Annotated in this window: 17 protein-coding genes; 10 read left to right on the top strand and 7 right to left on the bottom strand. The window is 39.9% G+C overall.

The genetic code is table 11. The annotated features are described in order from the left end of the window. Window positions 1–9: 9 nt before the first annotated feature. From ASE74_RS23880 to ASE74_RS23865, 4 genes are all read right to left on the bottom strand, one after another. On the bottom strand, window positions 10–282 hold the full coding sequence (locus ASE74_RS23880) for a hypothetical protein (protein WP_055915186.1): 273 nt from the start codon (window positions 280–282) through the stop codon (window positions 10–12). Window positions 283–504: 222 nt separating this feature from the next. Then, window positions 505–1,392: a 4-hydroxy-tetrahydrodipicolinate synthase gene (gene dapA / locus ASE74_RS23875; protein ID WP_055915183.1), complete on the bottom strand. Its 888-nt coding sequence runs from the start codon at window positions 1,390–1,392 to the stop codon at window positions 505–507. A gap of 79 nt (window positions 1,393–1,471) precedes the next feature. Next, window positions 1,472–3,484 carry an NAD-dependent DNA ligase LigA gene (ligA, locus tag ASE74_RS23870; protein WP_055915180.1) on the bottom strand — a complete coding sequence of 671 codons (2,013 nt, stop codon included), beginning with the start codon at window positions 3,482–3,484 and terminating at the stop codon, window positions 1,472–1,474. A gap of 151 nt (window positions 3,485–3,635) precedes the next feature. Further along, complete coding sequence (locus ASE74_RS23865) at window positions 3,636–4,310, bottom strand: ACP phosphodiesterase (RefSeq protein WP_055915177.1); 675 nt, start codon at window positions 4,308–4,310, stop codon at window positions 3,636–3,638. A gap of 119 nt (window positions 4,311–4,429) precedes the next feature. On the opposite strand from ASE74_RS23865, the gene ASE74_RS23860 reads away from it, so the two are divergent. The 10 genes from ASE74_RS23860 to ASE74_RS23820 all read left to right on the top strand — a co-directional run bounded on the left by ASE74_RS23860 (window position 4,430) and on the right by ASE74_RS23820 (window position 12,060). Beyond that, on the top strand, window positions 4,430–5,731 hold the full coding sequence (locus ASE74_RS23860) for a patatin-like phospholipase family protein (RefSeq protein ID WP_055915174.1): 1,302 nt from the start codon (window positions 4,430–4,432) through the stop codon (window positions 5,729–5,731). 50 nt (window positions 5,732–5,781) lie between these two features. Then, on the top strand, window positions 5,782–7,068 hold the full coding sequence (gene tyrS / locus ASE74_RS23855) for a tyrosine--tRNA ligase (protein ID WP_055915171.1): 1,287 nt from the start codon (window positions 5,782–5,784) through the stop codon (window positions 7,066–7,068). A 799-nt stretch (window positions 7,069–7,867) separates the two neighbouring features. After that, window positions 7,868–8,263 carry a MerC domain-containing protein gene (locus tag ASE74_RS23850; protein ID WP_055915168.1) on the top strand — a complete coding sequence of 132 codons (396 nt, stop codon included), beginning with the start codon at window positions 7,868–7,870 and terminating at the stop codon, window positions 8,261–8,263. 19 nt (window positions 8,264–8,282) lie between these two features. Next, window positions 8,283–8,447 carry a hypothetical protein gene (locus ASE74_RS24875; RefSeq protein WP_157255520.1) on the top strand — a complete coding sequence of 55 codons (165 nt, stop codon included), beginning with the start codon at window positions 8,283–8,285 and terminating at the stop codon, window positions 8,445–8,447. Continuing rightward, entirely contained in the window at window positions 8,440–9,066 is a 627-nt protein-coding gene (locus tag ASE74_RS23845) for an ABC transporter ATP-binding protein (RefSeq protein ID WP_055915166.1), read from the top strand. The genes ASE74_RS24875 and ASE74_RS23845 overlap by 8 nt, the downstream gene beginning before the upstream one ends. Then, window positions 9,066–10,280 (top strand): FtsX-like permease family protein, encoded by a 1,215-nt coding sequence (locus ASE74_RS23840; RefSeq protein WP_055915163.1) that lies wholly within the window; start codon window positions 9,066–9,068, stop codon window positions 10,278–10,280. The genes ASE74_RS23845 and ASE74_RS23840 overlap by 1 nt, the downstream gene beginning before the upstream one ends. Window positions 10,281–10,284: 4 nt before the next feature. Further along, window positions 10,285–10,722, top strand: coding sequence for a hypothetical protein (locus ASE74_RS23835; RefSeq protein WP_055915160.1), 438 nt, complete (start codon window positions 10,285–10,287; stop codon window positions 10,720–10,722). Beyond that, window positions 10,722–11,156: a hypothetical protein gene (locus ASE74_RS23830; RefSeq protein WP_055915157.1), complete on the top strand. Its 435-nt coding sequence runs from the start codon at window positions 10,722–10,724 to the stop codon at window positions 11,154–11,156. Before ASE74_RS23835 ends, ASE74_RS23830 begins: the two co-directional genes overlap by 1 nt. Next, window positions 11,153–11,602 (top strand): hypothetical protein, encoded by a 450-nt coding sequence (locus ASE74_RS23825; RefSeq protein ID WP_235526211.1) that lies wholly within the window; start codon window positions 11,153–11,155, stop codon window positions 11,600–11,602. The genes ASE74_RS23830 and ASE74_RS23825 overlap by 4 nt, the downstream gene beginning before the upstream one ends. 20 nt (window positions 11,603–11,622) lie before the next feature. Continuing rightward, window positions 11,623–12,060: a Fur family transcriptional regulator gene (locus tag ASE74_RS23820; protein WP_055915153.1), complete on the top strand. Its 438-nt coding sequence runs from the start codon at window positions 11,623–11,625 to the stop codon at window positions 12,058–12,060. Window positions 12,061–12,064: 4 nt separating this feature from the next. Here ASE74_RS23820 and ASE74_RS23815 read toward each other — a convergent pair whose 3' ends face one another. From ASE74_RS23815 to ASE74_RS23805, 3 genes are read right to left on the bottom strand one after another with little or no spacing between them, the layout of a single operon-like run. Beyond that, entirely contained in the window at window positions 12,065–13,048 is a 984-nt protein-coding gene (locus ASE74_RS23815) for an acyl transferase (protein WP_200912351.1), read from the bottom strand. A 19-nt stretch (window positions 13,049–13,067) separates the two neighbouring features. Then, window positions 13,068–13,427: a hypothetical protein gene (locus tag ASE74_RS23810; RefSeq protein ID WP_055915149.1), complete on the bottom strand. Its 360-nt coding sequence runs from the start codon at window positions 13,425–13,427 to the stop codon at window positions 13,068–13,070. 6 nt (window positions 13,428–13,433) lie between these two features. Next, complete coding sequence (locus ASE74_RS23805) at window positions 13,434–15,866, bottom strand: penicillin acylase family protein (protein WP_235526210.1); 2,433 nt, start codon at window positions 15,864–15,866, stop codon at window positions 13,434–13,436. Window positions 15,867–15,990: the final 124 nt, after the last annotated feature.

Below are 15,990 nucleotides of genomic sequence, written 5' to 3'. Positions count from 1 at the left end.
CCCTTTTTGCTAGTATCTCAATAGCTGATAATCATCTGCATTTTTCCCTTTTTCGAACCGTACAAGTTTTTCATTGCGGAAGAAGAAAAATTTGAAATCAGTAGAGGCATGATAAGTGCTGTAAATTCTGGTTCCATCTTCATTAGCAGCCACCAATTCGGGCTTGTTTTTCTTTTTAAAATCAGATTCCGACATCCCCATCGTAAAAGTAGGTTCGAAGCCAACAAAGGCCCTACAGCTCAGCATAACCAATGCCAGGCCGATTAACAATAATTTTTTCATATGTGTGTTTATTTGTGTGTATGAATGCCAATTCAATAATGATGCCTTTAATATTCCTAAAAATTGTAAAGATTAGGGATTTTAGAGGTGATCTATAATCTACTGATTATCAGTATTTTTATTTCCGTAATTTTTTATTTACACAAAAAAAACAGATTGCCATCATTCGCTTTTCAGCAAAATCAAACAATCTGTTCGAAGAATTTAAATATATGAAGTGATTTAAGCCACTACACTCAGTTTTTCCATTTCTGCGATAATCGATTTCTCCAATGATGACGAAGCTTTAACCAATGGCAATCTTACTGTGTCTCCACAAATTCCCAAATGTTTTAATGCTGCTTTAATACCGGCCGGGTTACCTTCTGCAAAGGCCAAACGCGTAAACTCGATTAAACTTAAATGCGCCGGAACTGCACTTTTGAAATCGCCGGCTAAACACTGTTTAACCATATCGGACAGTTGTTTCGGTAATGCGTTACCGATCACCGATATCAGCCCTGATGCACCTAAAGCAACCATTGGTAAAGTAATCGGATCGTCGCCAGAGATTAAAAGAAAATCCTGAGGCTTATCTCTCATAATCTGGTTAAACTGATCAAAACTACCCGAAGCTTCTTTTGTAGCAATGATGTTTTTGAAATCATGTGCCAGCCTGCACGTGGTCTCCGGACTCATGTTACTGCCTGTACGGCCAGGTACGTTATATAAAATCAAATCTAAAGGAGAAATTTCAGCCAGATATTTGTAGTGCTGATAAATTCCTTCCTGCGTAGGTTTATTATAATAAGGGCTAACCGATAAAATGGCACTGTAACCAGCTCCATCGAATGATTTGATATCTTCGGCAACCGCCAAAGTATTATTGCCACCGATTCCGGCAACCAAAGGTAATCTGTTATTGTTAATTTCAGCAGTATAGGCCCACACCTTCTTCTTCTCGTCTTTGGTCATTGTGGCGGTTTCGCCGGTTGTACCTAAAGAAACGAGGTAATCTATCCCTCCGTCTACCATGTGATTGATCAGGTTTTTTAAGCCATTGTAATCAACTGATCCATCTTTGTTGAAAGGCGTAACCAATGCTACACCAGTACCCTGAAATTTGTTCATTTTTAATTTATAATTATTGAATCTGAATTATTGAATGATAGGATTCTGGAACATTCAACAACTCAGTCATTCTCTCACTTTATTTTATCATTTCTAAAAGCTCAGCATCACTAATAATCGGAACATTCAATTTGTTTGCTTTTTCCAATTTCGATGGCCCCATGTTATCACCCGCAACCAGGTAATCAAGCTTGCCCGAAATACCGCTCAGCATCTTGCCACCGTTTGCTTCAATCATATCTTTCAGCTCATCGCGGCTAAAGTTTTCAAAAACGCCCGAAATTACGAATGTTTTTCCAATAAGTCTATCACTATCAAGCGTAATTACTTTTTCTTCAATTTCAAACTGTAATCCTGCTGATTTTAATAATTCTACCTGCTGTAAGTGCTCCGGTTTTCCAAAATATTCAACAATGCTCTCTGCAATCCGTTGCCCGATTTCATCAATAGCTATCAATTCCTCTACAGTTGCTTTAGCAAGATTATCAATATTTTTAACTCCGGCAGCTGTTTTTTTAGCAACTGTTTCGCCAACATAACGTATTCCAAGTCCGAAGAGGACTTTTTCAAAAGGCATTTGCTTTGATTTTTCAATCCCTGCAAGCATGTTTTCTATTGAACGTTCACCGAAACGATCGAGAGTTTTTAACTGATCCGATTTTTGATATAAAGTATATAAATCGCTGATGTGGTTAACTAAACCATGCTTGTAAAAAGTTTCGATGGTTTCGTCGCCAAGTCCATCAATATTCATAGCTTTGCGCGAAATAAAATGTTGTATTTTTCCCACAATCTGCGGCGGACAACCTTCATCATTCAGGCAATAATGTACCGCTTCGCCTTCTTTTCTAACCAGTTCGGTACCACATTCAGGGCAATTGTGTAAATAATGCACTTTTGCTGCACCGGGCAAACGTTTATCAAGATTTACTTTGATAATTTTAGGAATAATTTCTCCACCTTTCTCCACATATACTGTATCCCCTTCGTGCAGATCCAAACGTTCAATTTCATTGGCATTGTGCAAGGTGGCCCGTTTAACCGTTGTGCCAGCCAGTAATACCGGTTTTAAATTGGCAACCGGTGTTACCGCACCCGTCCGGCCAACCTGGTATGTTACTTTTTCCAATACCGTTTCCACCTCGGCAGCCTTGTATTTATATGAGATTGCCCAGCGTGGCGATTTGGAAGTAAAGCCTAATTCCTGTTGCTGGGCATAACTGTTAACTTTAATTACAATGCCATCAATGTCGTAACTCAATTTAAAACGCTCATCTTCCCAGTGGTGAATGAACTCCAAAACTGCATCAATGTCTGAAACCAGTTTGTTGTGCTCACATACATGAAAACCCCATTCTTTTACGGCATTTAAGCTTTCCCAATGGGTTTTAAATTCATTTTTATCGGTATACAGGAAATAAATAAATCCATCCAACGGGCGTTTGGCTACTTCCTTACTGTCTTGCATTTTTATTGTTCCGGAGGCAAAATTCCGCGGGTTTGCGTATTGAATTTCGCCCAGTTCTTCGCGGGCAGCGTTTAAACGTAAAAAGGCCGCTTTATGCATAAATATCTCGCCGCGGATTTCGAAATGATCGGGTGCCACATCAGATTTAATTTGATGGGGAATAGTATGGATGGTTTTAACGTTATTGGTTACATCATCCCCTTTTGTGCCATCCCCACGGGTTACTGCCCTTAACAGTTTGCCGTTTTCGTAAGTAAGGCTGATGGATAGACCATCAAACTTAAGTTCGCATACATACTGGAAATTATCACCGATTGCTTTGCGGATGCGTTCGTCAAAATCGCGCAGATCTTGCTCGTTGTAGGTATTCCCCAACGATAACATCGGGTATTTATGGTTTACTGTAATGAAGTTTTTGGTAATATCGCCCCCTACGCGCTGGGTAGGCGAATTCGGGTCGGCAAAATCCGGGTTTGCTTTCTCCAGTTCGGCCAGGTGTTTTAATTTTTTATCAAATTCATAATCACCGATGGTAGGCATGGCCAGCACATAATAGTTATAATTGTGCTGGTTTAATTCGGCCACCAGGGCATCCATTTCTTGTTTTATTGCAGTAAGCGACATAAGACAAATATAGAAAAATGAAGAATCGGTTTTTATGACGGTGAGAAATAAATCCTGAGGATAAATTGATTTAACTAAACATTATAGCTGTTAAAGGCTGTATTTAATAAAAGAATGGTTGAATACACTTAACTGATAATGATCAAGAATATTATCTTAGTTTTTCTTCAATATCTTTAAAAATGTCCATAAAATCTTTTTCCAATGCTGTTTTAAATATCGCAAGTTCAAAAGTGAGTACCTCGAGCTGTTTTTCGTTGAGCGTTTCAGGCCACAAACGCATACAGATCCGGTTTAAAGCGTAGCTGATGTTTTCGAGCTTTTGATAGCTTAAAAGATATTTGCTGCCAATAAACTTTTCGAGGAAATTGAAAAAAATCTCAGGGTTTTTTAAATTGCAATGCTCGAGGAAATCACTTAACGATTCCTTTTTAACCGCATTTAACTTCTCATAAAAATCGTTTACCTGGATCAGGTTGCGTTCTACAAGTAAATGATCCAGTAAAAGTTCCAAACCGATATGTGCAAGAAAAGATGGACGTACCGGTGTATTTTCCACTATAGGTTTAATGAGCTGTTTAAGCACTGAGGTTTTTTCGAGGAAGAAATCAGAAGAATGGAAAAAAAGATCAACTGCAAGGTGCCTTTTCCAGCCAAGAAGTAAATGCTCTTCATCTGGATTGCCCTTAAATAAAAATTCATTTTTTTGAGGATACAGATTGGCCTCTTTCGCGGCATTTTTAATCAGATCAGGCAAAACCGTTCCCATTACCACATTGGCATTACTGTTTGCCCGGTCGAAGTAATAATGGGATAAAAAGTTCATGCTGCAAGTTAATGTTTTCTGTCAGGTTGTAAAACCCGAAGTGGAAATATTGTACATAAATCAATATTGTTTTGCAGGCGAATAATGTATAGCTTTAATTGTACCTAATCTGATGCATCATGCCTAATGCTAAAACTTACAGGATATTATCGCTCGATGGAGGAGGCTCCTGGGCACTTATCCAGGTAAAATGCCTGCGTAAACTCTTCGCCGAAACTTTTAACAATCCCGATCCAACCGGTCATGAAGTGCTGGCGCAGTTCGATCTGGTATCGGCAAACAGTGGTGGCAGTCTGGTTGCAGCCGCCATGGCCGAAAACCTTAAGCTTTCTGAAATAGAAAAGATATTTGATGATGAAAAACTAAGGAGCAAAGTATTCTCAAGATTAAGTTTTTTTGAAAAAAGTTTACTGGCGAGCGTCGCGCGGATTTTTAAAATTGGTGCAAAATACGCCACCAAAAGGAAACATGCTGCCCTAAAGGAGATTTTGCCGGGAATTGCCCAAATAGACATGATGGATATTCCGGCACATGTGGCTATAAACGGTGCGGTGAAAACCCAGTTTCTGATCATCGGATATGATTATTACCGCAACAGGGCCGAGCTGTTCAGGTCTGATTGCAGTAGTATGGCTTCCACATCCGTGATTGAAAGAAAACTTCAGAACCTGGAGCCAAAGGCTTCAACACCGTCAGATTGTTTGGTAAGTCTGGTTGATGCAATACATGCTTCCAGCACTGCCCCGGTGAATTATTTTAACGAGCCGGCTACCTTTTTAGTAAACAATAAGCCCAAATATTATTGGGATGGGGGAGTTACCGGTAATAATAATCCTGTTCTTGTTGCCGTTACCGAAGCAATCTGCAACAGGGTGCAATATGGAATCGAAAATGTACAGGTGCTTTCCATCGGTACAGGAACTGTTTCACAGTTGCAATATGACGAAGAAATCCCCGTAAAATATGAAGAACTTAAGGCCAAACACGAAGCGCCAGGTTTGATTAAAGATATTCAGAAAATGGGAACAAGTATATTAAACGACCCACCCGATACCGCGGCTTTTGTAGCTTACATGATTCTTAATCCCGATATGCCGGCAAAACCTGTTGATTTTATCCGCATGAACCCGGCGCTACGACCGATTTTAAAAGATGATGCCGGCGGTAAATACTGGGATCTTCCTGCAGGGATAGACAAAGATGATTATGTAACACTAAATTCGATGGATATGGATGCGGTGGAAGACGGTGAAGTTTCACTGATCAAAAAACTATGTGATAACTGGTTAAACGGTGGCGGGGTTCCGAATCAATCTATCAGGAGTAATGCCAGCTTAAATTGCCTCATTGGGCATGCCGATTTTGAAACAGCCAATACGGATTTTAAGAACTGGTTTACAAAACCAACAAATTTGCTTTAAACTAAGCTAAAATTTTATCTTTGCACGCACATTATTAAAGTGTTTGTACAATGACGAATTTTGTTGAAGAGTTAAGATGGCGTGGCATGCTGCATGATATTATGCCGAATACTGAAGAAAAGTTAAACGAAGGTATGACTTCTGGTTATATCGGTTTCGACCCTACAGCAGATTCGTTGCACGTTGGGCACTTAACTCAGATCATGACCCTGATTCATTTTCAAAATGCCGGGCACAAACCGTTTGCTTTGGTTGGTGGTGCTACAGGTATGGTAGGCGATCCATCTGGAAAATCTGATGAGCGTAATCTGCAAACACCGGAAATGATTGAGCATAACCTGAAAGGGATGAAAAAGCAACTGGCCAAATTCTTAAAATTTGAAGAAGGTGGTAATGGCGCGGTAATGGTGAACAATGCCGATTGGTTTAAGGATATGAATCTTTTTACCTTTATCAGGGATGTAGGTAAACACATTACCGTTAATTACATGATGGCGAAAGATAGTGTTAAAAGACGTTTGGAAGGCGATTCCGGACTTTCCTTTACCGAATTCTGCTACCAGTTAATTCAAGGGTATGATTTTTATCATTTATGGAAAAATGAAAACTGTTTGGTACAAATGGGTGGATCCGATCAATGGGGGAACATTGTTACCGGAACAGAATTGATCAGAAGAAAAGATGCAGGAACCGCTTATGCCATTACTACACAGTTAATTAAAAAAGCCGATGGAACCAAATTCGGTAAAACCGAAAGCGGCGCAGTTTGGTTAGATCCGGAGAAAACATCTCCCTATAAATTTTACCAGTTTTGGTTAAACGCATCAGATGACGACGTGAAAAAATGGATCCGTATTTTTACGTTGAAAAATAAGCAAGAAATAGAGGCCTTGGAAAAAGAACATGATGCGGCCCCGCACCTGCGCATTCTTCAAAAAGCTTTGGCTGAAGATATTACCGTTAAAACACACTCAGCAGAAGCTTTGGTAACTGCCATTAAAACTTCTGAATTTTTGTTCGGAAACGGATCACTGGAGTTTTTAACAGGCTTACCTGATAAAGAAGTACTCGATATTTTTGATGGCATACCACAGTACAGAATTTTAATTGAAGAACTTGGTGCCGGTATTGATGCCGCAACCTTGCTTGCCGAAAAATCTGCTATTTTCCCATCAAAAGGAGAGGCGAAAAAAACCATTCAGGGTGGCGGTGTTTCTGTAAATAAAGAAAAGGTTGCTGAAATGGCACAGGTTTTTACTGCAGATCACCTCATTAACGATAAATTCATAGTGGTACAAAAAGGCAAGAAAAACTATTTTCTTCTCATCGCTGAATAAAATTCTCAAACCCGATAATTAAGGATTAATATCTGTTTATCGGGCTTGAAAATTACTTTAAATAAAAAAGCCACTTTAAGGTGGCTAAGATGAGGGAGTTAATAAATACGGCACTACTTGAATAGGTAAAACTTGTTAAAACACTTGTAGCATTTGTATCGTTTAATTGATACCCAGGGCATAAGTGTTTTAAAGATAAAACCTCTCGGCACCCGATAAGTCTCAAAATTTTTGCATTTTGGACAGGGTGGACAGGTTTTAGCCATTGTTAAGTCCTTAGGAGATGTCATATTAAGCCTTAGTTTGTAGGGAAATCAAATTTACATAAAATAACAGCTAAGTTTATTATCAAAAAACTACCTTTTTGTTTATTTAATCTACTAATTTCCCCAAAATTGCTGATTTTAACTATAAATATTCTTAAAAGGGTTTTAAGCAACGTGCCGTTTTTATAATTTATTCATTCTGTAAGAATTAACAGACGCAATTTGAGCACTTTTTCTAAGCATTCCCCTTATTGCAAAAACAAGCTCTTTTTGCAGGCACTAAAATCCTGATCCCTGCCAACAAGTAATTTCCATCTTGTTTCTTGAGAGTGAGCATATATTTTGTGGAAACTCCAGGCTGATTATCTCATTTAGCATAGCGTTATTAAGGTGGTTTTACAAAGCCTGAAAATCCGCTCAAAACGATTGCTATTAAATTCTTCATCATATTAATGCAATTATGTTGCAAATAAAGCGTTAAATATTTTAAATGCAACTATATTGCTTTTATATTTGATTGCTAAAATTATTCAATGAAATTACGGAGTTACAAGATCAACCTGGATCGGATTGGCATCACTGCCTCAACACTTTGCGCCATACATTGCGCTGCATTACCATTTTTAATCACCGTTTTGCCCATGTGGGGCATAGGATTTTTGGCCAACGAGGCTGTAGAAGTTACTATGATTGCGGTTTCGTTAATCCTGGGCATATGGAGCTTGAGCGGTGCATATCGAAAGCAGCACCACCGCATTGCGCCGCTTGTAGTACTTGTTTTAGGTTTTGCCTGTATTGCTTTCGGCCATTTATCAGGGGTTGAACTGCTCGAGCCAATAATGATCCCACTTGGAGGTTTTACAATTGCAATCGCTCATTTCATCAATCTGCGGATGCTTAAATCCTGCCCGATAAACCATCAATTTTAAATCATCCTTAACCATCAACATGATCAAGAATTATAAAATCTTTTTTATTCCTGCACTGCTGTTCATCACAATGTTAAATCCCGCTTGTAAACACGGCACCAACGATGGGATTGAACTTTATCGGCGTTATGCGATTAAAAACATCATTAGTAAGAAAATTAAAAAAGCAGCACACCATGATTAATATCCAATCATTAACGCATGTATATGAAAAGGGGAGGAAGATAAATTTTCCTGATTGGGAGGTTGCAGATATGGAGCAATGGCTTTTACTTGGTGCATCGGGCAGTGGGAAAAGTACTTTATTGAACATAATTTCTGGCCTGTTGAAACCTACGGAAGGCCAAATTTTGATTAACAATACCGAATTATATGAGTTATCTGCAAAAAGGATGGACCGTTTTAGGGGAAAGCATATTGGAATTGTCTTTCAGCGGCCGCACCTCATCCGATCTCTTGATGTGCTCGATAACCTTGAGCTTGCCGCAGTGATGGCCGGTTTAAAAATCGATCATGAACGTAATCTTGCAGTTTTAAATGATCTTGGTATCGCCGATCTGGCCAGAAAATATCCCGATCAACTAAGTCAGGGGCAATTACAGAGGGTTTCAGTAGCCCGGGCATTGGTAAACAGACCGGATCTGTTGGTTGCCGACGAACCAACATCAAGTTTGGACGATGAAAATGCTGCTCAGGTAATTCAGATGCTCACCTCACAGGCAAAAGAAAACGGAGCTGCATTAATTATTGCCACGCACGATCAAAGGGTTAGTGAACACTTTACTAAAACCTATCTGCTCTAATGAATATTTTTAAAATCAGCTACAAAAATCTCGCAAGGAATAAACTGACTACCATACTTAACATTGTTCTGGTGGCCTTTGGTGTGGCCATTCTCTCCATTCTTTTTTTAGCTTCTGATCAGATCAGCAATAAACTGGAAAAAAATGCCAAAGATATTGATCTTGTTGTAGGCGCAAAGGGCAGTCCTTTACAATTAATCCTGAGCAGTATTTACCATATCGATTATCCTACAGGAAATATTCCGGCAAAAGATGCTTACAGATTAGCACATCACCCGATGGTTAAACGGGCCGTTCCGTTGGCTTTGGGTGATAACTTTAACGGGTTTAGGATTGTAGGCACAGATAGCGCTTTTGTCAATCTTTACGGTTTGTCAGTGCAAAAAGGAGTTTTTTGGCAAAAAGATCTGGAGGTAACCATAGGAAGTACAGTCGCTTCAACTTCGAATTTAAAAATTGGAGATACTTTTTTCGGCGCACATGGTTTAACGGGCAACGGCGATATCCACAAACAACATGCTTACCTGGTAAAAGGCATATTGAAACCGCAGGGAAACTTAACCGATAACCTGATACTGACCAATATTGGCAGCGTGTATAAAATGCATGAAGAAAAACATGGTGAAATCGATCTTCATCCAAACCTGCCGGATAAAAAAGAGATAAATGATAAACAGATTACGGCACTTTTGATCCAGTATAAATCCCCGATGTCTGTTGTCCTCTTTCCCCGCATGGTTAATCAAAGCACCAATATGCAGGCAGCATCACCGGCGATGGAAAGTGCAAGGTTATTTTCACTTATCGGAGTTGGAATTGACACCCTAAAATGGTTCGCCATATTGATAATGGGCATTGCAGCATTGAGTATTTTCATCAGTTTATATAATGCAATGAAAGAAAGAAAATACGATTTGGCAATCATGCGCTGTTTGGGAGCATCAAAGGTAAAGCTGTTTTTCCTGGTGCTGTTCGAAGGTATTTTAATAACCTTTATTGGAGCTTGTTTTGGCTTACTGGCAGGACACTTGGCGTTGGAGGTAATCGGAACATTCCAGGAATCATCACAGGCAAAATTAACCGGGCTTACCATAATTCGGCAGGAAGGGTATTTAATTTGGATCGGTTTGCTTATCGGTGCAGTGGCATCGCTTATACCCGCCATGCAAATTTATAAGGTTGATATTGCCGAAACTTTAACAAAAGACCGTTAATACAATGAAGACATTAGCTTTATCAACTGCTTTATATCTAAGTGTAAACGTAGTGGCAGCGCAGGTTAAGGTGCATACCGATATGCGCACGCCTACCTGGAATATAATCGGGTTACGGTATGATGCAGAGATTTCACCCGGGAAATGGGGAAGTGTTTTTCCGCCGGCATTAAAAGCGCTAAACAACAAAGTGATTGAACTGCCAGGCTACATCATTCCTGTAAAGGTGGGCGCAAAGTTTAAGGAGTTTATGTTTTCTATTGTGCCTGTTGCATCTTGCCCGTACTGCGGCGCAGGCGACATACCATCAATGGTACAGGTAAAAATGTTGTCTGCAATTCCGATTACCGAAAAACCGGTTAAGCTCAAAGGAAAGTTTGTGATTAATGATTCTGGTGATGACAGAAGTGAATTTTTTTTGCTAGATGCGAAGCAGTTATAATGAGAAAAATTATTTTATTTTTATTTTGTTTAGCCTCTTATAAAGCAGTTGCGCAGGTAAACGTTCATACCGACATGCGTACACCAACCTGGAACCTGATCGGATTAAAATACGATAAACAGGTAAAACCCCTGGTTTGGCAACCGGTTTTCCCACCTGCACTAAAAGCGATCAACAATAAAATCATTGAGCTTCCAGGATACATCATTCCCACTAAAGTTGGCAGTAGTTTTAACGAATTTCTGTTTTCTATTGTTCCCGTTGCCTCCTGCCCATACTGTGGTTCAGGCGATATTCCCTCCATGATAGAGGTTAAAACATTAAAGCCGCTTGCCTGGACGGAAGATCCGGTTATCCTAAAGGGGAAATTTATCATAAACGATTCTGGAGATAGCCGATCGGTCTTTTTTTTATTAGATGCTGCTAAAAAATGAAAAATTTGCTTGTTATTTTCTTTATGCTATGGAGCAATGTAGTGCTGTCACAAATGCAAAAACATAATCCCAGCGATCAGTTGCGATCTTTGAACTGGGATGTAATCGGTTCGGTTAAGTTTGAACTTACTGCCAGGAATGAACTTTTGCCTTTATTTTCTGAATCCATTAAACGTTTTGAAAACAGAGAATTTGAGCTCACAGGTTATCTCATTCCAATTAAGAGCGGACAGAAACAACAGAAATTCCTGCTGGCCACTTTGCCGGTTAATCAATGTTATTTTTGTGGACAGAACGGCATTCCGGTAATGATCATGATCGAGATGGAAAATGCTATACCCTATAACGAAAAACCGATCCATGTAAAAGGAATTTTGAAATTGGAACAAAAAGATGCGGGTTATGCCCCGCCGATAAGCATCAAAAATGCCAAAATCATTAATTAATTGTTTATTTTTGTATGGCTATGGAAAATAATACAGAGCGTTTCGAAAAACTTTTGGTTAAAAACGGACTCAAAAGAACCACTCCCCGTTTACAGGTACTGGAGATCTTGAGCGGAAGAGACTCTGCAACCTCTCAACCTTATTTGGAGCAGGTGATGGGCAAAGATGCAGACCGTGTTACTTTGTACCGTGTTTTACAGGCTTTTGAAGAAAAGGGCATAATCCATAAAGTTTTGGATCAGCAGGGAACTGCCAATTATGCCATCTGCTCTGATGGTTGCAGTGCGCATGAGCACCATGATGAACATGTTCACTTTAACTGTGATAACTGCCATAAAATTTATTGCCTCGATACCGTAAAAATCCCTGCTTTAAAAGTTCCTTCGGGCTTTAAAGTAGAACATTTAAACCTTATTGCTACCGGTATTTGCGCCAGTTGCGCTGATAAGGTAAACTAAATACTTACTGTACCAACAGGTTGCATCCCCTGATATCGGCATTATCAAATCTGCCCAATACTTCAAAGCTTTGATCAGGGTTTATCCGCCCCAAATCCTGCGCAGCAATAAAAGAGCATGAATTAACGTTGGCAAGGTCTATCACGTTGATTCCTCCGGTTCTCCCTAGATTGATTAAGCTTAAAGGATCATTGGTATCACGTATCAGAATTTTCATCCACGATGGGCAGTTGAAAACTCCTTCACCCAAAGAATAAGCTTGAGAAAGCAGTTCAGTCATCCCATATTCGCTGTGAATGGCGTTCACGCCGAATCCATTAGTCAATTGCTGATGCAACTCTTCGCGTACCATTTCTTTACGTTTTCCCTTCATTCCTCCGGTTTCCATTACAATCAGCCCGGGGAAATCGATATCGTATTGCGCTATAAAATCAAGTAAAGCATAAGTAACTCCTATCAATACTGTTTTTTGGTTTTGGGATTTGAGTTTGAGCAGGGTTTGCAGCAGATCATCATGGTTATACAAAAAATAACCGCTTTGTGGATGGTTACTCTTTTCGATGAGATCATTCACCATGTAAATCAACGATGAGCCCGAACGTTGCTGGTAGGATGGCAGCAGTGCCAGAAAGCAATATTCGGTTACAGGCCCATAAAACGTAGTAAATGCCTGCAAATAACTTTGCTCATACAAGCGTACATCGGTAACGTGGTGACTGCTTTGTACCATGCCGGTTGTACCCGAACTGCTGAAAGTGACTTCAATTGGATTGGTATTGCTTAAAACCTGGTGACTTTTAAAAAAGCTTATTGGCAAAAACGGAATTTGCTCAACTTTGGTTATTTCTTCAGCATCAATTCCCAGATGAAAAATATATTCGCGGTATACATTACAGTTTTGCGCCTGTAAGTTAAAAATTTTTAAAGCCAGTGTATTAAACTCATCCTGGTCATTTATCGAAAATATTTCTTCAGCTGTTATATTCACGCTGCAAAAGTACAAAGCATTATGCTATTTTTTCGTCAGTTTTTTTTGCCAGCATAGCCATACGGAAATGGTAACCACAATAGCCACTTATTCCGGCAACCAAACCACTTAAAAACCCGGTAACCAGTAAAAGCAACCACCATATTTTTATGCCCGTCATTACCGCTACGCGGCCTGCTAAAACATTATCGTTAGGTAAACTTTTAAATAAGGCATAACCGATCCACAGCAAAAAAATTGCAAGAAATGATTGCCAGAAAGCTATTTTGCCTGTTTTACCAATGATGCCACAGGTAGCAAAGGAAATTACAATGATGATCCACCAGGGGGCGATCATTTGCAGGAGAAAACAGATTACTGCTATAACAATGAAAACCATTTTTGCTTATTTAGATATTTTTAAACGAGAAATAATTGTGCCCGATTTATCATCAGCACTCTGCATGTAAAACAGGTCGTAAAGTTTGCCATTGGCCCAGGTATCGATCATATTGTCATAAAATTTACTTCCCGGATTACCAGATTGGCCTCCAGGATAAACGCCATGCCCCTTTGGTGTTTTACCAAGTTCGATTACCATTCGCCATGATGGGCCATTGGTTTCGCTTAAGGCATTTATAGTGGATTTAGCACCGCCAATTTGCAATACTTTTGATCCAAAACCGGGAATTTTAGCCAGGTGTGGTACATTGCTCTGTTTTACGTTTGCCCAGTCCCAATCTTTGTTTATCGGTCCAAAACGCTTTTCCAAACTGTCGCAGCTATATTTAAAAGCTTCATTTACCAGGTCAGTCAATGTTTCTTTTTTAGGAGTATTGATGTTATCGTACCAGGATGCATTGGGTTCTTTTAAAATCATTTCAACGGTACGGTCGCGGGATGGATAACGCATCGGGATTCCCTTAACCACAAATTCATCAGCCCAAATGTCATATGTCAGCCTTTTGGTCCATATCTCGAACACGCTGGCTGCAATTTCATTTGCATTGTAACGTTTGTTCCACTTGTTCAGGTAAGCCAGAGCTTCCTTTTGGGTGGCATTTAATTGCTCGTTGTTTAATAGCGGTATTAAAGCAGGCACAAGATTTTGTGCCATGATGCTATAGTTATCGGTCTGCATCAGGCGGATACTGTCTAAGGTAGCCTTGTTCATGGCCGATAGGCGGTCGTTGATCCGCTTACCACGTTCATAAGGAGAAAACTCCCAATTAATGTAATAAGGATAGGTGGTATCAGTGGACGATTGGTTGGCTGAGCTGACAAAACCACGAGGTGGATTTTTGACCGTTGGGTTCTGCGCATTCGGAATCCATCCATGCCAATCATATGCCGGATCTGTGCCATCTAGAATAAATTTACCCTGATCTTTCCATTTCAGCGGAAACTTGCCATTTGGCGTAATGGCGATATCATTGTCTACACTTGCAAAAACAAAGTTCTGCGCAGGTGCAGTGTAAAAAGTTAAAGCCTTGCGGTAATCGTTGTAATTTTTCCCACGGTTAAGGTAGTAGAAAGTCATCAATTCGTTTGATTCTTCATGAGCGATCCACCTTAAGGCATCACCAACAGGAACATTATCTGCCCTGCCATATTTTGGTTTCTGGAAATAAACCACCGGACCATGATGGGTATAATAAACCGTATCTATCTCATCCTTTCCACCGCGGATTTTAATGGTTTCCAACCGTTTTGTAGTTGCTTTCCATTGGTTATTGTACCAGTATTGGTTATGCGAAGAATCTTTGAACTTAATTTGGTAAAAATCTAATACATCGGCAGCAACGTTGGTTACGCCCCAGGCTATTTTTTGGTTAAAGCCAATAATTACGCCAGGTGCGCCGGGCAAGGAAACGCCATACGTATTTACGCCAGGTGCATGTAGCTGGATCTGGTACCAGATGGAAGGAAGTGTTAAATCCAAATGCGGGTCGTTTGCTAAAATCGGATAACCAGACGCAGTTTTTGATCCTGATAAAGCCCAGTTGTTACTCCCGATACCTTCAACTTTTTCTTTGGTTTTTACCTCGCCGGTTTGTGCCGCTGTAAAACTTTGCGGTGTTTTAGGTATTGGCAAAGGCGAGAAATTCCATTTTGTGCCTACCGGGATAATAGGGTCTTCACGGAAGGGGTAATCTGGAAAAAGATCTTTGGTCACTTCCGGGCCGAATTTCTTCAGGATATTGGTCATGTAAAATTCATCTGAGCCCATTGCCAATACAGCCGACATCTGTTTAAGCAACAAAGCGCATTTCACCGGCGTCCAATCTTCAGGCTTAAAATCGAGTATTTTATATTCCAGTGGATAGTTGGCTTTCGATAGGGTTTTAATATAGGCGTTAATCCCTTCGGTATAGGCCAGTATCATTTCTTTTGCCTTTGGATCGGCCATCATACCCTTCAACGAGTTTTCTGCGCCGTAAACCATGCCCATCCTGCGCTGGTAACGGTCAACCTCAATAGCCTTATCGCCAACCACCTCGCTAATTCTTCCTGCTGCAAAACGGGTCTGGAAATCCATCTGCCAAAGCCGGTGCATGGCCGTAACATAACCTTGCGCCAGGTATAGATCGTGATCATTCTGTGCAAAAATATGCGGAATCATTCTGTCATCGAAAACGATTTCAATTTTATCTATGGCCCCGGTTATTTTCGCTTTATGGTTAAACATAAAATGATTATTCTCTGCATTTTGCCAAAAACCCATAAAAGGATTTAGGAATTTTAACAGTGGAGGCGTACTACCTAATTTGGTATTAAATAAAAAAGCTAATGCTATCGGAATAATGACGCAGAACAGGGCTTTAATTTTATTCATCATGGTTAGCTAACAAGTCAGTTTACTAAGATAGGGCAAAATGACGGTTTATGTTTGATGCAAAATACAACAAACTGTATATCAATCCAAAATTATAATTTGAACAGAAAATTATTATGCTGACATA

It is taken from the genome of Pedobacter sp. Leaf216 (assembly GCF_001421515.1).
Taxonomy (GTDB): domain Bacteria; phylum Bacteroidota; class Bacteroidia; order Sphingobacteriales; family Sphingobacteriaceae; genus Pedobacter.
The sequence above is the reverse complement of the archived record's forward strand: the minus strand, read 5'-3'. Positions and strand labels throughout refer to the sequence as shown.